General features: G+C 46.2%; 19 protein-coding genes. 13 read left to right on the top strand and 6 right to left on the bottom strand.

The genetic code is table 11. The annotated features are described in order from the left end of the window. Positions 1 to 7: 7 nt before the first annotated feature. Positions 8 to 616 carry a TetR/AcrR family transcriptional regulator gene (locus B5F54_RS12645; RefSeq protein WP_087234625.1) on the bottom strand — a complete coding sequence of 203 codons (609 nt, stop codon included), beginning with the start codon at positions 614 to 616 and terminating at the stop codon, positions 8 to 10. Between the two features lie 330 nt (positions 617 to 946). On the opposite strand from B5F54_RS12645, the gene B5F54_RS12640 reads away from it, so the two are divergent. The 12 genes from B5F54_RS12640 to B5F54_RS12580 all read left to right on the top strand — a co-directional run bounded on the left by B5F54_RS12640 (position 947) and on the right by B5F54_RS12580 (position 14,066). Continuing rightward, on the top strand, positions 947 to 1,378 hold the full coding sequence (locus tag B5F54_RS12640) for a response regulator transcription factor (RefSeq protein ID WP_087234624.1): 432 nt from the start codon (positions 947 to 949) through the stop codon (positions 1,376 to 1,378). Positions 1,379 to 1,823: 445 nt separating this feature from the next. Continuing rightward, the gene (locus B5F54_RS12635; protein ID WP_085533875.1) at positions 1,824 to 2,249 is read left to right on the top strand and encodes an RNA polymerase subunit sigma-70; all 426 of its coding nucleotides are present in this window, start codon (positions 1,824 to 1,826) and stop codon (positions 2,247 to 2,249) included. Between the two features lie 545 nt (positions 2,250 to 2,794). Then, positions 2,795 to 4,750, top strand: coding sequence for an ATP-dependent DNA helicase (locus tag B5F54_RS12630; RefSeq protein WP_087234623.1), 1,956 nt, complete (start codon positions 2,795 to 2,797; stop codon positions 4,748 to 4,750). A gap of 15 nt (positions 4,751 to 4,765) precedes the next feature. After that, entirely contained in the window at positions 4,766 to 5,200 is a 435-nt protein-coding gene (locus B5F54_RS12625; RefSeq protein WP_087234622.1) for a recombinase family protein, read from the top strand. Positions 5,201 to 5,214: 14 nt separating this feature from the next. After that, entirely contained in the window at positions 5,215 to 5,394 is a 180-nt protein-coding gene (locus tag B5F54_RS12620) for an SHOCT domain-containing protein (RefSeq protein WP_087234621.1), read from the top strand. A gap of 104 nt (positions 5,395 to 5,498) precedes the next feature. After that, the gene (locus tag B5F54_RS12615; protein WP_087234620.1) at positions 5,499 to 7,043 is read left to right on the top strand and encodes a recombinase family protein; all 1,545 of its coding nucleotides are present in this window, start codon (positions 5,499 to 5,501) and stop codon (positions 7,041 to 7,043) included. An 11-nt stretch (positions 7,044 to 7,054) separates the two neighbouring features. After that, complete coding sequence (locus tag B5F54_RS12610) at positions 7,055 to 7,900, top strand: recombinase family protein (protein ID WP_087234619.1); 846 nt, start codon at positions 7,055 to 7,057, stop codon at positions 7,898 to 7,900. 22 nt (positions 7,901 to 7,922) lie between these two features. After that, positions 7,923 to 9,566 carry a recombinase family protein gene (locus tag B5F54_RS12605; RefSeq protein WP_087234618.1) on the top strand — a complete coding sequence of 548 codons (1,644 nt, stop codon included), beginning with the start codon at positions 7,923 to 7,925 and terminating at the stop codon, positions 9,564 to 9,566. 402 nt (positions 9,567 to 9,968) lie between these two features. Beyond that, complete coding sequence (locus B5F54_RS12595) at positions 9,969 to 10,925, top strand: hypothetical protein (protein WP_087234616.1); 957 nt, start codon at positions 9,969 to 9,971, stop codon at positions 10,923 to 10,925. Between the two features lie 3 nt (positions 10,926 to 10,928). Further along, positions 10,929 to 11,411 carry a hypothetical protein gene (locus B5F54_RS12590; RefSeq protein ID WP_087234615.1) on the top strand — a complete coding sequence of 161 codons (483 nt, stop codon included), beginning with the start codon at positions 10,929 to 10,931 and terminating at the stop codon, positions 11,409 to 11,411. After that, positions 11,398 to 13,461, top strand: a complete 2,064-nt coding sequence (locus B5F54_RS12585; RefSeq protein ID WP_087234614.1) for a hypothetical protein — start codon at positions 11,398 to 11,400, stop codon at positions 13,459 to 13,461. Before B5F54_RS12590 ends, B5F54_RS12585 begins: the two co-directional genes overlap by 14 nt. A gap of 104 nt (positions 13,462 to 13,565) precedes the next feature. Further along, positions 13,566 to 14,066: a hypothetical protein gene (locus B5F54_RS12580; RefSeq protein ID WP_087234613.1), complete on the top strand. Its 501-nt coding sequence runs from the start codon at positions 13,566 to 13,568 to the stop codon at positions 14,064 to 14,066. 172 nt (positions 14,067 to 14,238) lie between these two features. Here the strand turns inward: B5F54_RS12580 and B5F54_RS12570 are convergent, their stop codons facing one another. The 4 genes from B5F54_RS12570 to B5F54_RS12555 form a co-directional block, all read right to left on the bottom strand. Then, positions 14,239 to 14,679 carry an ACT domain-containing protein gene (locus B5F54_RS12570; protein WP_087234611.1) on the bottom strand — a complete coding sequence of 147 codons (441 nt, stop codon included), beginning with the start codon at positions 14,677 to 14,679 and terminating at the stop codon, positions 14,239 to 14,241. 16 nt (positions 14,680 to 14,695) lie between these two features. Next, the gene (locus tag B5F54_RS12565; protein WP_087234610.1) at positions 14,696 to 15,997 is read right to left on the bottom strand and encodes a phenylacetate--CoA ligase family protein; all 1,302 of its coding nucleotides are present in this window, start codon (positions 15,995 to 15,997) and stop codon (positions 14,696 to 14,698) included. Positions 15,998 to 16,421: 424 nt separating this feature from the next. Then, the gene (locus B5F54_RS12560; RefSeq protein WP_087234609.1) at positions 16,422 to 16,805 is read right to left on the bottom strand and encodes a P-II family nitrogen regulator; all 384 of its coding nucleotides are present in this window, start codon (positions 16,803 to 16,805) and stop codon (positions 16,422 to 16,424) included. A 19-nt stretch (positions 16,806 to 16,824) separates the two neighbouring features. Beyond that, positions 16,825 to 18,066, bottom strand: coding sequence for an ammonium transporter (locus B5F54_RS12555; protein WP_087234608.1), 1,242 nt, complete (start codon positions 18,064 to 18,066; stop codon positions 16,825 to 16,827). Positions 18,067 to 18,527: 461 nt separating this feature from the next. On the opposite strand from B5F54_RS12555, the gene B5F54_RS12550 reads away from it, so the two are divergent. Next, complete coding sequence (locus B5F54_RS12550) at positions 18,528 to 19,658, top strand: DUF4317 domain-containing protein (protein WP_087234607.1); 1,131 nt, start codon at positions 18,528 to 18,530, stop codon at positions 19,656 to 19,658. Between the two features lie 48 nt (positions 19,659 to 19,706). Here B5F54_RS12550 and B5F54_RS12545 read toward each other — a convergent pair whose 3' ends face one another. Next, a complete protein-coding gene (locus B5F54_RS12545) occupies positions 19,707 to 19,982 on the bottom strand; it encodes a DUF1905 domain-containing protein (RefSeq protein WP_191363169.1) in 276 nt (91 codons plus the stop codon). Positions 19,983 to 20,540 lie beyond the last annotated feature (558 nt).

Here is a 20,540-nt window from a genome sequence, read left to right as displayed (position 1 = left end):
ATGGGGCTTATAGCCCCAATATTTCTCGCCAGCCCGCGAATCGAAATCGTTTCACTTGCTCCATAAAGTCCACAGCCTCTTCTTTAGTAAGGTTGTGAGAAACAATTTCGTAAAGCTCACGGAAGCCAGAAGCACACATTACATGAATAAAAAAATCTCCCACTGGTTTTCCAGATCGATTAAGAGAATCTATCATCTTCTGATAAGAAGCTTCTTCTATTTCAGACAGTTGGTTTAGAAAATGACTATACGCATGTCCTTCTGAACAGCAAAAAATCAAACGAAAAATATCGAAATATTCATAAATATACTCCAACATCCAGTCGGTTCCTTTGCTGGAATCTTGCGTTAATTGTTCTGATTTTACTGTAGGAATAGATTCTTCCATCCGATTGTGCATTTGCTGAAATTGTTGTAATAAAGTATCTGCCGGTTCTTTTACTAATGCCTCGAACAATACTTCCTTGTTTTTAAAATGATTATATAGTGCGCCAGTTGTGGCTTTCGCATCTTCCGCAATTTTTCTCAGGTTTGCTTTTTGATATCCTTGCTCCAGAAATTCTTTTTTAGCACACTCCAAAATTCGTTGACGAGTTTGCTCAGAGCTATAACTCATAAGTTCACCTCATTTCAATAACAAAAATATTTTTCATAACAATGTTATCATATTTAAAAGGCGTTGTCAATAAAAACTTAAATCAAGAAAAAGCACGTTAAAAACTGATCTCCTTATTTCCATCAAATCAGTCTCTAACCTTTTATGATGCAATCACCTTGCCGAATGTTGTAAAATATACCTGTTGTAAAGCTAACGATTTCAAAAGAGAAATCGCAGGCAAAAAAGGTTAGAACAGGCATAGTGCCTACCGTTACGGCGGAGTATGACCAAAGCCTTCATACAGGAAAAATCCATATCCAGAATTCATGCGCTGAAAGGAGCATCTGAATGCCAAAAGTAATGATTATTGAATGCAGTGATGAAGAAGCTGACCGTCTGGTTGAGCAGATCAAGGACATTGTTACCGAACACAAATGCCAACCATTTAGAGAGCCGGGAAAGGTTTATGAATTCGGCCCGCTGCGGATCGACCAGCCCAAGCGGGAAGTAACCCTCCATGGGAATGCCGTAAAACTGAGCCAGCGAGAGTTTGAAATTCTCGGCCTGTTTGCTTCACCAACCGAATCAGGCCCTTTCTGCTTCTTTTCTCCACAATGCCGTCTGGCTTCATCCAGACTCGGAGCATGGAGAGGAAGAAGCTGCCGCCTATGCACGAAGCATACAGAAAAAACTCAGCCTGTATCAATCGAATCCCATCTGCCGGATCGTCGAAGATACCTGTGCAGAGAAAAAAGGCTGTTGTTTTACTTTTTTGGTTGATTGAATAAATATCCCTGTTCTTTTGTCATGTAATGTAGATAAAAGCACTACGAAATATGCAAACAGAAGGAGAATCGAATCAGAAAAGTAGTTTTTCTCTTTTATACTGTCCCCATCTAAATTTATATGGGGAAATCTGGAAATAAAATAATATCCGCTTTCCCCATGCAGAGGGGATGGCGACAATGCGGCGAAAACCACCGCACACAGAAAGGGCTGCAGCTTCACACGAAGCTGCAGCCCTTTTTTGTTCGACATTATCCTGTTTTGATTTACCATTAAATGCCAATTTCGAGAAAATAACCCCACTATGCGCATTCGCCTGCGGACGGGTGCGCCTTTTTCATGCTTTCAAAAAGAGGTTATGGCTCAGAACCCATAGCGGCAGGCCGCCGCCCCGACAATCTGAATTTCTCAAATTTCAGATTGATCGGAGGAAACAGCCATGGCTTACAACAAAGCCAGAGCCGAAAAACAGTGGCTCAAATGGAAAGAAGCAGAAGAAAGAAAACTCAGAGAACTCGGCGTGGATGAGGACACCATCCAGCGCCTTCATACATACGATTGGGCGCAGTTCAATAAGGAACGGCAGTACCTGCAGCGGCAGGTGGAATGGTCTCCCTATGTGGAGCTAATATCCGCGCAGGATCTGGAACTGCCTGTCGAGGATACCGAAGCCCTGCTGGACAGCATCGAGGATATGGAGCTTTTTTCTTTGTTGCACAATGTGGACAAGCTCACCCTCGAAATCCTCTTCATGAAAATGGACGGATACGGCAGCAAGGAAATCTCAGAGAAAACCGGCCTGTCAGTAAACGCCATTGATCTACGGATTTTCAAACTCAAGAAAAAATTAAAAAATTTTTTATAAGCGGAAAGATTCCGGCCTTTTTCCTGGGCTATGGGACGAACGGGGAAAAAGAAACGTTCGCCTTGCAGCTTGAAAAGTGAATACCAGCCATGCGGGTACGTTCCCGCCTGAGCGAGCGACACAGGAAAAAGCGCCATGACGAGCCGCAAGCAGGCTGCCTCCCTGAAAAGGGATGGCGGCTTGTCTTGTTGGTTCTGAGCGATGCATTTTGACCGGAAAGAGGGAGCAGTTGCCCTTTTCGCCACGACCTTGGGCGGGGTATTATGATACGCGCTATCGTTTGCCCACACGTCAGATGGGCTGGCCGACCTTGGGTTGTAATCAGCAAGACCTTCGGGGAGCCAGTGAACGGCTTGTAAACTGCAAGCCTGCCCGCATGGTTCCCAAGGTTGCCGGGGGGCGAGCAGCAAATACGGCACATCAAAATCAACCTTTTTTAATTCAGATTGCCGTTGACGGCGAATCCGTGCGGCGCAGGTTTTCTGCGCCGCATCAGTTTGCCGCCAACGCACAAGAGCAAATTGCTCTAAGGAGAATGTGCCGAAATGAACAAGCCACCTTTAAAGGAGCAGGCCCATGGGGAGATCGAACGGATCTTCCGAATCCTCCTGCCTCAAAACGGGCTGGCAGTGCGAGAAGAACAGATTACTCTCTGCCACGCCATGCTGGATACCCTGCTCAAAAACAATATCGCTTTATGCGACGCGGGCGTCGGGATCGGCAAGACCTACGCCTACCTGACCGCCTGTATTTTACTGAAAAAGTTTGCCCCGCATGGGCCTGCCGGTTCCCAGCCGGTGGTGGTTTCCACCTCCAGCGTTGCCCTGCAGGACGCCATCATCGGGGAATACATCCCATTCCTATCCCGGATTTTTCTGGAGAACCGCATCATTCAAAAGCCCATCCGGGCGATGGTACGAAAAGGCAAGGAACGCTTTGTCTGCGACGTCCGCCTTTCCCAGCGTTTGGAAACGGTGAAAGATAAGAAAAAGAATGCGGAGCAGATGAAAGCCCTGCTTTCCCTTCGCGCTTATTATGATTTAGACGCCGTAACCGGCCTCAGCGGGTATGACAGGCGGCATGTGTGCGTCCCCAAGGTTTGCGATAAAACCTGCACTCTGCGAAATGCCTGCCGGTACCATCAATACCTGAAGGAAGCCAGAAGCGCGGAGATTTTCGTCCAGATTTGCAACCACAATTACTTGTTAGCCGACGCCGCCCACCGTTTACAGGAAATGCGGCCCCTTCTCAATGATTACCGGGCTTTGGTGATCGACGAAGCTCACAAGTTGCCGGACGCAGCCCGACAGATGTACGGGCAGAGTTTGTCGGCGGAAGATTTCCGTGAACTCTGCGACCTGCTGGCAAAAGAAAAATATATCCTTGCGGCCCATCGGCTGAAAGAAAAGTTTACTGCCCTCATGGGAGCCATGTGCCGGGGCGAACTGCTGGAAGAAGCGCAGCGCACCGCCTTTATTTTAACGCCGGATCGGGAAGCGGCCCTTCGGGATTGCCTCTCCCTCCTCCGGCAGCTTCAAAAACAGCTTGCCCCGCACCTCCCCCGGTGGCTTCTTTACCGGCTGGGAACAACAGAGCAGGCCCTCGGCCTGTTTTTTACCGGGAACCGAAAATACATCCTCTATATCCAGTACGACAGGGACGGAAGCCCCAGCCTCTGCGCCGCCAGCCGGGAAATGCCGGAGCAGCTGCGCCGGGCGCTGTGGATGAAGGACATCCCTGCCATCCTGACCTCCGGTACCCTCATGGCCGGTGGCAGCTTTGACAGAACCCGGCAGCTCATGGGGCTGTCCGTGAACCAGCGGCTGGAGGATTTCATTGCGGTTTCGCCCTTTAACTACGAGGAAAACTGCCTCCTCTACATTCCAGATGATCTTCCCCAAACACAAATGGGCAGCGAACAGGAAACTAAGTGTCTGGCAGAGCAGATCTGCCGCTTAGTGAAAGCCACTCATGGCCACACTCTGGTGCTTTTTACTTCCTATTCCCTCATGGGCGCTGTTTACAATCAGGTAAAAGACCGGCTGTCTTTTCCGCTTATGGAAGTATGGCGGCACTCGCAGGACGTCATCCATAGGTTCAAGCAGGCCAGCAACGCTGTGCTGTTCGCGGCGGGCTCCTGTTGGGAAGGTGTGGACTTTCCCGGCGATATGGTGTCGTCGCTCATACTTGTGCGGCTGCCGTTCCCTGTTCCTGATCCTTTGAGCGAAGCGGAACGGGAGCAGTACCCAACCTTGCAGGATTACATCAGAACGGTAGTTATACCGGATATGCAGGTGAAACTCAGGCAGGGATTTGGGCGGGCCATCCGCACCGAAACCGACACCTGCGTGGTGAGCATTCTGGACCACCGGGCAGCCCCCGGAGAACGGTATCACAAGGCTGTGCTGGAAACCCTGCCGAACCTTCGGCTCACCAGAAAAATCGAAGATGTAGAGGATTTCATCCGGGCGAAGAAAGGCCCGGATTATTTTATGCGATGAAGGAGATTGACATAGATGAACAGAAAAACAGAAACGGCGGATTTTCCCTATATGGACCGCCCCATGTGGCTATACAGCCGCAGCAGCGATAAAAGGATGTTCGTCCTGATTCAGCAGATGCGGAATCTCTTAGAGGAAGCCAATCATCGAGAATACACCGTTGTGGGAACTTCGCAGGATATGGGTACCGGCAGAAGCATGGCACGCATGGGCCTGAAACAGATGATGCGGAGTGTGCAGGGCGGCTTTGTCCGCGCTGTGCTTGTGCGGGATTTAACCCGCCTGAGCCACGATCCCGCCATCCTGATTCCAATACTGGAATTTTTGCAGGACCACGACGCGGTACTGATCACCACCGAGAGCGACCTGCGGTATGAGCTTCACATCAAAGGATTGGAAAACCACTTTTTCCAGAGGGCGGCCCAAAAGGGCCTCCATTTGCCGTGGTAAAGGGGGATGGATTTATGCGTGTTACTTACAATCCAGAAGCGCCATCCCCTCTCATAGTCAATGAAATCAAATATTATATGGCGCTTTCGATCTTGAAAAAGATGCTGGCCGATGGCGTCATAACCTCTGATAATTACAAGAAAGCGACTGTTGCTATTGCCGAAAGATACCGGGTTTTGCGATACGATATTTAGTGGTTGTCGTGATAGCTTTGTACCAGCCGTTGTGGTAATGTTGTTGCTGCGGGGTGGTCACAATAGATGCCGCCCAAGAAAGCGCAGAAAGGGCGGTGCGGAGAATGCCACAGGTGCAGATCATAGAACCTACGATAAGGCCACAGAAACAGAAAATCCGGGTTTGTGCCTATGCCCGTGTGAGCAGCAACTCCGATGATCAGTTGAACTCCTTTTCCGCGCAGGTCGAATATTTCACCCAACTGATACAAGCCCACAGCGATTGGGAATTCATTGACATCTATGCCGACGAGGGCATAACCGGTACCAGAGCCGACAAGCGCGACGATTTCCAACGGATGATGCGGGACTGCAGAGCCGGAAGGATTGACCGCATACTGGTTAAATCCATTTCTCGATTCGGAAGAAACAGCGCCGACTGCATTGAAGCCGTTCGGGAACTGAAAATATTAGGAATAGCCGTTGCGTTTGAAAAAGAAGGCATTGATACAGGCCGCATGACCAATGAAATGTACTTTTCCATGTACAGTGCATTCTCACAAGAAGAATCCACTTCCATTGCAAAGAACATGCGTAAAGGCGCGGTCATGCGGATGAAAAATGGAACCTACCGTCTATCCCAAGCGCCTTATGGCTACCGCTTAGATGAAAAAGGCGGCCTTCTGATTCACCCGGAAGAAGCGAAAGTTGTCCGAAAGATATTTGGGGACTTTCTCTCAGGGAAAAGCATTCGAGAAATCGCCAATGAACTTGCGCAGGCCCAAGTACCAAAGCTGAAAGGAAACCCCGTGTGGAGTGCCACCGGGGTTTCTTATATTTTAACCAACGAACGCTACATGGGAGACGAATTGTTCCAGAAACGCTTCACCACTGACGCATTTCCTTTTAGGAAAGTAAAGAACCGTGGAGAGAAAAGCCAATTTTATGCGGAGGATACTCATGAAGCTATCGTCAGCCCCAATGTGTTTCGTCTGGCACAGGAACTTCTAAAAAAGAAAAATCAACTCCATGGACGGAAAAAAGAAATCCAAACCTATACTTTCACCAAAATGCTGGAGTGCAGTGAGTGCGGAAGCACATTCTGCAGGCGGGTAACCAAAGCCGGAACTGTAGTATGGGCCTGTTATCGGCATTTCCGTGACAAAAAACTGTGCGCCATAGAAAATGTGCAGGAGTCCGAAGTGGAATCCGCATTCGTTACCTTATATAACAAGCTGGGGAGAAATCGCTCGGAGATTTTAACCTCATTTATTACGCAGGTGGAAAAACTGCGCGATAAAAATTTCATGTCCCATCCGGGGGCCATGCAGTTGAACAAAGAAATAGCGGATCTGTTGGAGCAGAATCATGCGCTGGCCACTTTGAGAGCCAAAGAGTGCATTGATTCTGCTTTTTATATGAGTGAAACCAATACCAATAACACTAAGCTGGAAAATTTGCGGAAGGAGCTCCAGCGATACCGTGATTTAAATGACTACCACGAAATACTTGATGGAAGCCGCCTGCTTCTGAAAATTTTTGAAGAACAGGAAAGCATCTTAGAGTTTGAACCTGTAGCCTTTCGCAATATGGTTATTAAAGTGAGGATTTTCTCAGACACCATCTGTTTCCGGTTAATCAACGGGATGGAATTGGCTGAAAGAAGATAGGAGTTGTACTAATGAAAAAGAAAAGATACCTGCCCTTCGGATATCAAATGGAAAAGGGGAAAATCATCCCGCATCCTGACGAGGGACCTTTGGTGCAGGCTATCTTTTCAAAATATCTTGAAAGGGCCGCCCTTTCAACACTCGCCAAATATGCCTCCTTGTCGGGCATTCCTTATCGGGAAGGAGCCGGGCAATGGAATAAAACCATGATTTGCCGGATTTTGGATAATTCCAAGTACGCAGGCGATGAAGGATTCCCGCCGCTGGTTTCAAAGGAACAGTGGGAAGAAGCAGCTTTCCTCAGAGCAGCCAAGGCAAAGCAATATGGCGGCAGCCTACCTGCGGAAATGAAAAAAATCCGCCAGAAGATCTGCTGTGGAAACTGTGAGCAAATCCTCAAGCGAGTCAATATGCGGACAGGATACATCCTGTGGGAATGCCCAAAATGCGGAATCAGCACAGACTACATACCAGACGAATTATTGCTGCAAAGCGTGACTGCCCTATTAAACCGGGCAATTGAAAACCGGGAAAAGCTGAAACCGGAAGAAAGGCATTGTGAATGCTTATCCATCGAAGTCCTCCGGCTGAATAATGAAATTGACCGGCAGATGACCAATCCCCGCGCTAATGCGGATCAACTGCTCCAGCTTATCATGGATTGTGCCAAAGCGAAATACGAAGTCAGCGAAAGCGGCGCTTCGGAGCAGATGACTCAGCTTATACAGGAACGGCTGGCCGATCAACCCCTGATTTCCGACTTCGACTACGACCTGTTTAGCAGCATAGCAGAGAAAATCCTTATTCAGCCAAATACTTCCGTTCACCTTCAACTGCGAAACGGAAAAGTGATATAGCCTACCGGAAAGGAGCATTTATATGGAGACACAAGCCCCCATCAGGCAGAAAATCATCCGGGAGATTAAACCCTCCCCAGTGCTGCAGGCCCGAACCCGCAATCACAGGCTAAGGGTAGCGGCTTACTGCCGAGTCAGTACAGAGCAGGAAGAACAGCAGACCAGTATCGAAAACCAAATCACCTATTATGAGGATTTGATTCGCTCAAATCCTGAGTGGGAATATGCTGGCGTTTTTTCAGACGATGGCATCAGCGGAACCAGAGATGAGAACCGCCCCGGTTTTATGGAAATGATAAAGCAGTGCAAAAAAGGGAAAATCGACATGATACTGGCAAAGTCGCTATCCAGATTTTCCCGAAATACCCTGCAATGCATTTCGTACATACGAATGCTCAAGGATCGGGGCATTATCATCCGGTTTGAAAAAGAAGGGCTGGACACCTCCCGTGTAACCAGCGAAATATTCTTCACATGGACCAGTGCCTTCGCCCAAGGCGAAAGCGAATCTCTGAGCAACAATGTCAAATGGGGCAAACGAAAAGGGTACAGTCAAGGAAAATTCGCCTTTCCTTATAAGAATATGCTGGGCTATAAAAAGGGAGATGACGGAGAGCCGGAGATTGTGCCAGAAGAAGCAGAACATATCAAAATGATTTTTAACCTGTTCCTGCTGGGCCGCAGCCTGCGCCAGATCAAGGAAGCCTTGGAACGGCGAAACATACTGACGCCACGGGGGAATACAGAATGGGGATTATCCAGTATTGAACATATCTTGCGGAATGAGAAATACATGGGAGATGTACTGCTGCAAAAGAGTTACACCGTAGACTTCCTAACCAAGAAAAAGAAGAAAAACAACGGGGAAATCACCCAATATTACATCACTGACAACCATCCGGCCATTATCCCTCGTGAGGATTTCCTAAATGTCCAGCTTGAACTGACCAGAAGGAACAGCAAAAAGAAGGTTTCCCAAAAGAAAACCAAGAGCGCGCTGGGCAAATACTGCAGCAAGTATGCTCTCTCCGAAAGGCTGGTTTGCGGAGAATGCGGTTCCATGTATCGCCGGACCACTTGGGTGAAAAAAGGCAAGAAGAAAGTAGTATGGCGCTGCATCAGCCGATTGGAATTCGGAACAAAATACTGCCAGCATTCACCAACCATATCGGAAGAAGCCTTACATCAAGCAATCCTCCAATGTATTCAAAAAGTGGTCGGGGACAAAGATGATATCCTGAAAAATCTGCGTGATGTTCAAGAAAACATTATCCTGTTTTCCGGGAATCAAATCACACCGCAATCGCTGGAAAAGCAAATAGACAAGCTGCAGCAGGAAATGTCGGCCTTAGTTAAAATTATCGCACAGGGTGGTGACAGCGACTTCTATGCCGCCAAGTTACGGCAGCTTTCCGAACAAAAGATGGGCCTTACTAACCAACTGCAGGAAATCCAGAAAAAGAAGATGGCAAATCAGGCACAGGAATACCAGTACCAACAGGCCCTGCTTTATATCAATAACGAGGAAAACCTGAACCTTACTGAATTTAACGATGACTTCATCCGAAGAATTATTGAACAGGTGACTGTTTTATCTGCTACCCAAATCAGAATACGGTTTGTAGGTGGATATGAGCAGGACGCAAACCTGCCATTGAAAAAATAGGTTGCCTGCAAAAAAATAGCACCGATGTCCTCAATCCGGGGAGCATCGGTGCTATTTTTTTGTGGGTAACTTTAGTATATAGAGAGAAAAATCACTTTCAAAATTGCAGCGTTTCTGTTATAATGAAAATGAGTAAGTGTACGTTGTAGATTGTTCTTTGAAATAAAAGATTTGTGAAGAAAGGGGGGAAAGCATGAAAGTTCAGACCCCCCCACAAGTAGGAGATAGATTATTCTTATTCCATCGAGAGGTAATCATTACCAAGACCTATTTAACATTTCACCTTGTCAAAATTCGCTATATAAATGACATTGCTGAATTTTGTATAGACTATCATGCTTTATCTTCCCAGCCTGACTACACAAATTCAATTGGAATAAACAAGCTAAGAGGACGGATATAATGAGCAGTATTATGACATTTATTGAAGGATATATGACTGGAAACGCATGGGAAGAACTCTGTGTAAAATGTTATCGTCTAAGATATCAAAGAGAGCATTATACAGCTATCCCTGCAGTGCAAGGTGGAGATGCTGGTATTGAAGGATTTACTCATAGCGGAATAGTTCATCAGTGCTATTGTCCAGAACGTATATATTCAGATAATGAACTTTATACTCATCAAAGGGACAAGCTAACTGCAGATATCGAAAAATTAATGAATAATGGAGAGCGCCTTAAAAAATTAGGAGTTCCGCCTATTGCTGAATGGCATTTTAATATTCCTGAATATAAAGATCCGAGGATTCTTAGTCATGCGCAATCGAAGCAGCAAGAAGTGTTAACTGCCAAAAAGAAGAATCCTACTTTGTTTGCCTATATTTCTGATGATTTTAAAATACTTGTTAAAGTTGCAGAAGATTTTTCACCGGAAATTAGCAGAATTATTCGTACAAACCTTACTGATATGAAGCTTAATTTAGCTGTTCAACATCAAGAGAAGCCTGATTGGTCAAAATGTGATTCCCAAAAAGTCGCTAATATACGTCGTAAAGTAGGAGCAGTAATGCATGTTGACGAAGATGATCCTGATTTAAACTATGTGATTAATGTTTATATTGATTATTATATAGCTGGACTGGAAATCATGAATAACTTACAACTTCATTTCCCAGAAATATATGAAGATCTCTACAAATTAGAACAGAGCTATAAAAGAGAAGTTTCATTGAAAACTCGGATGAATACTGACCGGCAATTAAATCAAAGTTTATTTAATAATATCCTTAACGAGTTTCAAGAAAAACTCGAAAAAGATTTTTCCAAAATGCTGACACAAGCTTCCGTTGTAGAACTAAAACAAGATTTAGTCGCAAGTTGGTTGGCTGATTGTTCTATGGAATTCAGGAGTGTATAACTAATGGTAAATCAGTTTCCTCTACAAGGTGATATAATTTTTGATGCAAAACCAGATGCGGTACCATATAACTATCGAATAAGTTATAAGGTTTCTCAGTTGTGTCTTATTATGTACATATGTGGATGGGGAACGTCTTGCTCGCTAATTAAACTTCATATGATATCCTTTGCATTGTTATCACAAAAGAACATGGACAATCTATTAGAGTTTTCTGATAAAACAAATGAATCAGTGGTAGTTAGGTTTGATCCGGCAGTAAATAGAGCACTTACATACGCAGTGGCTTATGGCTTTGTCGTACAACAGCAAAACGGGAATTATAAACTAACAGACCAAGGGAAAAATTTCGCAGAGCGAATTAAATTGGCTGGCGATCTAATGGTGACTGAAATTAGAGAACTTACAGATTTGTCAAAAAGACTTACTGAATCAAGGATTAAGGAACTCACTGAAATTTGGAGGGATAGACATGCTGAGGATTAATAGATTACGTGTTGAAATTAATACTGCAAACGGCATGTATGGAATAGATGAATCTTTTAAAAAAGGGTTAAATTTTGTGGCAAGTAAGGAAAACACTTGCGGAAAAAGTTCTATACTTGCAGCTATATATTATTGCCTTGGTTTTGAGCAGATACTGGGTGGTGTCGCAGGCATTGGTGGGAAGGTATTAACATCTGCTTTTAAAAATACAATTGATGACAATGGAAAATCATGGAATGTTACAGAATCTGGAGCCTATCTTGAAATCAGTAATGGCTCCGAAGAAATAACAGTTTATAGAAGCATTAAAGCAGAAAATAAAGACAATAGACTTATTACTGTATATTTTAGTGAATATGATTTGATTAGTAATCCCAAAACCCAGTCGGAAGATTTTTATGTAAACATTCAGCATGCTGCTACAAGTCAACGAGGATTTCATGCATTTTTAGAGGACTTTTTACATTTAAATCTTCCTTTAGTTCGCACATCTGATGGTAGTGAACGAAAACTGTATTTACAAATCATTTTTTCAGCTATGTTTATTGAACAAAAACATGGCTGGTCTGATATCCTGTCGGGAATGCCCGTATTTGGCATTCGAGAGTCGAAAAAGCGAGTGGTTGAATATATACTTGGTCTCGATACCTTTAAAAACGAAAAAGAGCGAGATCGACTAAATGGTATAAAAACAGACCTTGAAAATAAGTGGGAACAGCTTATCAAAGAAATACAGCGACGTGCTTATTCCGAATCTTGCGATATTGTTAATATCCCCGTGCATCCCTGCGTGCTTTCAGACAAACAGTTTTCGCGTATTGCTATTCTAACAGTTGAGAAAACTACTATAGATGAAAAAAACAATCAATTAAAAACGGAATATGACTCATTGCGTCAATTGAAGCCACGAGTGACTGATAATTTTGAGGCTTTAAATACAGAGCTTTCAGAAACAGAAGCAGCCATTCTCAAATTTGAAGAGATTGTACGTCATCTAATGCAGAAATTATCTGGAATTAGTGAAACAATTCATCGGCTGACTTCTGATCTTCAACTTATTTGTACTGATATTAGAAATAATGAGGATGCAGCCAGATTACAAAAATTTGGTTCGGAAGTTAGTAATGGGCAGGTAAGTGCAAATATTTGTCCAACTTGCAAACAGCAAATTCAAGATAATCTTTTAGAAGCTAATCCGTGTAGTGGCTTTATGAGTATTGAAGAAAACATACGGCATCTTAAGGCGCAAAAAAGTATGCTGGAATTTTCTCTCAATAGCCGTAAGAATACTCGTGACGCGCTACAAAAAGAAAAAGATAGCTATGAAAGTAGACTATTAACTTTACGCCGTTTAGCGCAAACCCTTCGGTCAGACCTTTTTACCACAACAGATACCGAAGCATCTGAAGCAATAATTTTAAAAAAGATAGAAATATCGAAACAAATTGAGCAGTTATCAGATTTGCAAGATGCATTTTATTCTTTTCTTGATAATCTAAATGACTTATCGGAAAAGTGGAATGATTATTTAGAGCAGAAAAGTCGTTTGCCGAAGAAGGGGATTTCTGAAATGGATATGAGCAAAATAGCTCTATTGAAATCTCACTTTATTGACAATCTGCGAAGATACCACTATAGTAGCTTATCAAGTTTTGACGGTATAGAAATCTCAGAAGAATCTTTGCTACCAACCATTGATGGATTTGATATGAAATTTGATTCATCTGCAAGTGATGGAATCAGAACAATCTGGGCTTTTACACTGGCTCTTTTACAGGTTTCGATTGAAAAAGACGGAAATCATCCCGGAGTTATTATTTTTGATGAACCCGCTCAACAAAGTATAGTTTCAGAAGATATGAACAGCTTTATTCAGTCAGTATCTGAAGTTAGTTCCCAAAGCCAGATAATTATGGCCATAACACTTAATAGTCATGAACTTATTCATATTATTGATGAGTTGGATACCGATAAATATCATAAGCTGGAGATTGCAGATAAAGCATTTAAACGATTTGAAAAAATGGGCTCAAGGGAAGTGTCAGATTAAGTAACTGAAAGGGGCATCTAAAGTGTCCACTCCTTCCAATGTAAGAAGATCCGGCATGTGTGAATGTGCCGGGTCTTTTGTTTTTTGTAAAGGATGTAGCAGATATGGTATTCGATATGGCGTTTCATATGGCATTCCCCTTTTGGGAGGAGATTCAAGAGCAGGGATGTGGCATTGAATTTGCATATGCCAGAACCGCTACTTTGGAATCGTATTCTGAGAACCGGCATTTCGCGATTGCATTGTTGAAAAGCAGGACGGATGATACATATTGGTTAAAATACTATATCTGTAAATGGGAAAAAAGCCCCACGCGTGCGAAGGATTGCATTTTACTTTCCTGCAACAGGAAAGCTTCTTCTTTGGCGGAAAAAGCGAATCAAACATATCCAACACATGTACAGCGAGTGGATGGTTTTGACGGCTATCGTTGTTATTTCTATCAAAGGAGACAGAAGATATATTCCTGGTGGGTAGCTTGTCCGGATGAGTGGGCGGAGATGGAACGTGTTGTGCAGGAGTTGATTCATGAAATCCCCTACCCATCGCCCTTGCATGAACCATGTTTTATTACGGTCAGCCAGGCGTTATCCGAAGGAATTTGAATGCTCTGCTTCCTTCCGGATGGGCTGGAGATGGTTTGCCTCCTTTTTGTTACAATCGCAGCAGAAATACTGCCGAAGCGCATCGGAAAAACCGGCATGGAAAAGGGCATCCAACGAAATCCCTGTTGGATGCCCTTGCTGTTTGATGGAACCGTTTGGCTGTGCGCTTTTATTAGTCGTTGAACAAGGCGGAAAGATCATCTTGCGCAAGGGGGCGCGCTTGATTCTGAATCAATACCCCAACGGCCTTTTCCGGATCGTTGACACGGAATACCATATAAGCTACGTCCTTTTTGCGCGCGGTAAAAGCATAGGAGTATTCCACGTTGATGCCGCCTTCTCCAAGTGCAGTGAGCAGTTTCACAAGGCTGCCTGGCTTGTCAGAGAGTTCAACCGCCAGGACCGGCGTGACCGCACAGATATAGCCGGCATCTTTGACGACATTGACCGTTTTATAGGGGTCGTCTACAATCAGGCGCAGGATTCCAAAATCCTGCGTTTCGGCAATGGAAAGAGCGCGCATATCGATCTGGTTTTCCTCCAAAAGCCGGGTGAATTCAGCCAGCTGTCCAGGCTTGTTTTCCAGAAATACGGAGATCTGATTGATAGTCATTTCCAAAGCTCCTTTCTCAGTACAGGTTGCGTTTGTCGATTACACGTACCGCTTTGCCTTCGCTGCGGGTAATGCTCTTAGGCGCTACAAGCTTCACAACCGTATAGATTCCCAGCATGGCTTTCAGAGCGTCCACCAGTTCCTTTTCGCGGGAAGAGACTTGAGAGAGGTTGTCGGAGAACATCTCGGGCGTCATCTCTACCTGGACCTCCAGCTTATCGCTGTTGTTTTCACGGCTGACGACGATCTGATAGTTGGCAGGGTATCCCTTGTTAAGCAATACCGTTTCGATCTGAGACGGGAATACATTGACACCCTTGACGATCAACATGTCGTCACTACGGCCCATCGGCTTGGACATACGCACATGGGTACGCCCGCAGGGGCATTTTTCGTAATTGAGCACACAGATATCACGTGTGCGATAACGAAGCAAAGGGAAAGCGTCCTTGGTAATACAAGTGAAGACCAGCTCGCCGACGCTGCCTTCCGGCAACACTTCACCGGTTTTTGGGTCGATAATTTCAGGGATAAAATTGTCTTCGTTGATGTGCATACCGTGCTGGTCGCTGCACTCAAAAGCGACGCCAGGGCCGGAAATCTCGGTCAAGCCATAGATATCGTACGCTTTGATCCCTAGTTTGTTTTGGATATCCTGGCGCATCTCCTCGCTCCATGCTTCTGCGCCGAAGATACCGGCCTTCAATTTGATCTTATCCCGCAGGCCGCGTTCAATAATGCTCTCTGCCAGATAGGCGGCATAGGAAGGGGTACAGCAGAGAATGGTGGAGCCCAGGTCACACATGAACTGAATCTGCCGGTCGGTATTGCCGGAAGACATGGGCAGGGTTAGGGAACCGACTTTATGGGAGCCGCCATTCAGGCCGGGGCCGCCGGTGAACAGGCCGTAGCCATAGCAGACGTGTACCACATCTTCTTTGGTGCCGCCGGCCGCCACGATTGCACGGGCGCAGCATTCGTCCCACAGGTCAATATCGTGTTGCGTATAGAAAGCGACTACCCGGCGGCCGGTTGTGCCGCTGGTGGACTGGATACGCACGCAATCCTCTAGCGGGACAGCCAATAGGCCGTATGGATATGCTTGGCGCAAATCTTCCTTGGTTAAAAAGGGGAGTTTATGTAGGTCGTCAACGGAACGGATATCGTCTGGAGTAACGCCCTTTTCCTCCATCAGATGACGGTAATAAGGTACATTCTCGTAGACACGTTTCACGGTCGGGATCAGGCGCTCGTTTTGCCAAGCTCTGATTTGTTCCCGGCTGGCACACTCGATTTCAGATTGATAATAATGCTCCATAAAGGGGATCTTTCCTTTCTATATAATGATAATGGGATAATCGTGTAGGAATCCAACGATTTTATAGAGATTATACCATTTTACCTAGATAAAGTAAATATATTTAGTGCGTTTATGTGGACGTTTCTATTGGCGTATCTTTTGTTTTTCCACCATAGAAATGGATTTGGAGAAATAGCGGAGCTTAAAGCGCCTGGGGCTTGTTGCGGCCGGGAAGGGATTCCGTGGGACCTCGTTTTTGCGCCTGAGCGGATGGAGGAATGGCTAAAGCGCATTTCGAAGAATATTTTGTGGGGTTGTTTTGCGTAAAAATTCAAAGTGGAATCATTTTCTGAGAGGCTCTGACAACCCGGAGCTGTCTAAGAGATCGAAAAAGCAGCTGCCAGTTTTCGCTGGCAGCTGCTTTTTCGATATAAACCGTATGTTAGGCCTTTGATGGGGTTTCGCCGGATTCGCTTGCGGATTGAAGCGCCGCATAGCCGGTCTCACCGGTGCGGATCTTTAATGCATCGGTAATTTCATAGGCGAAAATCTTTCCATCGCCCACTTCACCCGTATAAGCAACCTCTTTGATCTTCTGGATGGTTTTGTCTTTCCACTCTTCCGAAGAGACGACGATTTCCAGCTTGATTTTTGGCAGCAGCATGACGTCGATTTCCTGCCCGCGCACGACGGTTTTATAACCGCGCTGGGCGCCGAACCCCATCACTTGATAAGCAGTGACGCCGTTGACGTCAATTTCATGCAGGGCTTCCTTGATGTCCTCGAGCTTTTCCTCGCGGATGATGGCTTCTACCTTGTACATCATACTTATGTATCCCCCTTCATCAGTCTAAACCGTTAAACGACGGATATGCCCGCTCGCCATGCTGGGTCATATCAAGCCCAAGCAGTTCCTCTTTGTGTTCAACCCGCAGCTTGGTAAAGATCCGGGTGATCCCGACGCACACCAGCGTCCCCACCACGGCGACTGCGATTGTGATCAGGATGCTGACGACCTGTGCGGTAAAGAGCCCGGCCTCGCCAAAGACCAACCCGTTCCATCGCGCAACTGGATTGATGTCCGTCCTTGCGAACAATCCGGTGGCAATGCCGCCCCAGATCCCGCCAATGCCATGGCAGCCAAATGCATCCAGCGCGTCGTCGATCTTGAGCTTGTTCTTTAAGAAATTCATCGTGAAGTAGCAAATGGGGCTGACCACCGCCCCGATGACAATCGCTGCCCAAACCGGGACAAAGCCCGCGCCGGGCGTGATGGCAACCAGCCCGACAACCAGTCCGGTGGAAGCGCCCACCAGCGTCGGCTTTCCATCTTTGATGACGTCGATCAACATCCAGGCCAGCAAGGCTGTTGCAGAGGAAAGGGCCGACGTCAAAAATGCGTGCGCGGCAAGGCCGTTGGCGCCCAGCGCAGAGCCGGCGTTGAATCCGAACCAGCCAAACCAAAGAATCGCCGCGCCCAAAAACACAAACGGGATGTTGTGGACACGATAGGATGTGTGTTCCACACCGCTGCGCCTGCCGAGAAGGATCGCCAGGACCAAACCGCTCACACCGGAGCTGATATGGACAACGTTGCCGCCGGCGAAGTCGACAGCCCCCATTTCGGCCAGAAGCCCACCGGCTCCCCATACCATATGTGCCATGGGATAGTAGACAACCAAGGACCATAATGCGATAAAGAGAAACAGTGCCTTATAACGCATACGTCCTGCCACAGCGCCCGTGATGAGCGCCGGCGTAATCATGGCGAACATCATCTGGAAAACAACATACGTGAGCGACGACAGCGTCGGCGCATAGGACAATGCTTCATTAAAGTCCAAACCATTGAGGCAAATATACTCCAAGCCGCCGATTATGCCGCCGTGGTCCGCACCAAAGGATAGGGAAAAGCCGCATACAATCCACATAACGACGGAGAGGCCCATAATACCAACGCAAGCCATAATGGTGTTCACGATGTTTTTTCGCCGCACCAAGCCCCCATAGAAAAAAGCCAACCCTGGCGTCATAAAGAATACGAACGCCGCACAGATCAGTACAAAACCGTTATCCCCTGTACTCATACGATCACCCTCCTAAAAATTTAAAAATAAAATAAAAAAAGGCGTTCCCATCCCTTGGGAACGCCTTTGCTCGCCACTATTATAGCGAAGTAAATTAGAAAAGTCAATGGTCAATTTATAATTTCATTCGATGCTTTTAAAATATGCCTGGTTAAAATATATCTGGTTTTCTGGCCTTATCGCATCAGGCGCGAATTTCCAGATTAAAGAGCATACGGGGCATGGGGATCGTGCGAATCTGGAACATCCTGTCGAAGCGGGAAGAAACATTTTGAGAGGGATGGGCTGTGTGTTATAATAGTTCCGGCTCTTTGACGGGGCATTTGAAGGACGCCGGTACGCATGGCGTCAATATAGCGATGACGCTGCAAAACCGTATCGGGGAATTTTAAGGCGCATATCTGCCTGCCAGCGGATATGCAGTGGAAATAGAGGATTCATTAGAGAAAGAAGGGGTTGTAATGAACGAAAAAGAAGTCGCAGAAATCCGCCGCCGGTTCCGGCCGGAGAAAAGTAATATCGCCTATATTCGGGGCTGTTATGTCAATGATAAGCGGGAGATTGTATCTGAATTCCGCCAGTCGTTCGCGCTGACGCCGCAGGAAGAATCGGAGAAGCTCTTGGCCATCTTAAAGAGGACGCTCTCTGGGACGCTGGGGAAAAATTTGATTGATATTGATTTCACCACCCGCCAAGTCGTAGATAGCGAGGAACATAGCTTATTAATGGAACTTCGGAATTCTTCTCTCAACAATGAAGAGGCGGCGCAGGCGCTTTTCCAGCGGATTGTCCAGTCTTTGTCTATCGAGGGGCATTATGTGATCCTGCTGGCGTATGATACATACGATGTCCCTTACCGCTCCAAGGACGGGGAACAACAGGAGGACGCCTCTTCCGAAGTATATTCCTATTTCTTGTGCAGCATCTGCCCGGTCAAGATGACAAAACCGGCATTGAGTTATTATGTAAACGAGAATATGTTCCACAACCGGAAGGAGGATTGGATTGTTGCGGCGCCGGAGATCGGTTTCTTATTTCCTGCATTTGAAGACCGAAGCACCAATATCTACAGTGCCCTTTACTATACGCGCGATATTGCGGAGAATCATCAGGAGTTCGTGGACGCGGTGTTCCACTGTGAAGTCCCCATGCCGGCGGCCGAGCAAAAGGAAACCTTTGAATCGATCCTTGGCGAAACGTTGGCCGAAGATTGCAGCTACGATGTGGTGCAATCGGTGCATAACCAGTTAAGCGGGATGATCGAAGAACATAAGGCCAACAAGGAAGTGGAACCCCTAGTGCTTTCCAAACGAGCGGTCAAACAGGTCTTGGAGTCCTGCGGGGTGCCGGAAGAACGGACGGCCACTTTCGATGAAAAATATGATACAGTATTTGGTGCAGATACGGAGCTCCGTCCGCGGAACATTATCAATAGCAAGCAATTTGAGGTCTGTACGCCGGACGTCACGATCCGGGTGAATCCGGAGCGCAGCGATCTTTTGGAAACACGTGTGATCGATGGCAAGAAGTATATTTTGATCCGTGCGGAAGAAGGGGTTGAAGTAAACGGCGTGCAGATCCATATCTCGTAAGAAAAAGGCGTGAAGAGGAATCCTCTTTACGCCTTTTGATTTCCATCCCTATCGTTTGGCGGGGATGCGCTCTACCAATGTGACATGGACCGTGTCCCCCGGCTGTTTGCCGATTTTCGCGCGGATATCTTTGCGCAGGCCAAGAATGTGGCGGACAGTTTTCATGCGCACCAGGCTGCCGTCGTATGGTTCGCCGTCGAATGTTGCATGGACGGGAACCCGGCTTTTTCCAAATGCTGCTTTTACATCAAAGGGGATTTCGATATACGCACCGTCGATGTTGGGGACTTTTTGAATTTCCGCGTCAAAAGCATATTCGCCCATGATCGAACCTCCTTCCGGTCCTTTTATCATGCCCCATCCTACCGGCAAATTTCACAGGGGATGGCGATCGTGTTGTAGGAATAGGCTTGTGATGCAATGGGAGATATGGTAGATTATATAGGCAAGTTATTGGCGCTTTCCCGGCCTTGGAAAGAGGCTGGAAAAAGAATTTGAAAAAAGTTTCAAATTTTTTTAAAAAAGGTGTTGACAAAAGGGGTAGGGTTTGGTATTATATTCGAGCACCTTACGAAACGGCCCAAACGAAAGGGACAAGGCGAGAGGCCATAAACCCAGACGGGAAGCCGGTTCGAGGGTTGTGAAGGACCTTGAAAATTAAACAACGTTACGAAATGAAGGACCCGTAATGACTTTGAGAGAGACGGGAACATCCGGAAGGATGTGAACGGAACTTTCGGACGAATTGAGAATCCAGACTCAACAAACTGGAATACACGTTAGTGTATCGAGATAGAGCTTTTCAAAAACTCTAAAGATTTAAACGCTCCTCTGGGGCGATTAAATACAATTTTTAGAGAGTTTGATCCTGGCTCAGGACGA

This window comes from Anaeromassilibacillus sp. An250 (assembly GCF_002159845.1).
Taxonomy (GTDB): domain Bacteria; phylum Bacillota; class Clostridia; order Oscillospirales; family Acutalibacteraceae; genus Anaeromassilibacillus; species Anaeromassilibacillus stercoravium.
Note: the sequence above shows the minus strand (reverse complement) of the source record. Positions and strands in the feature narration are given on the sequence as shown.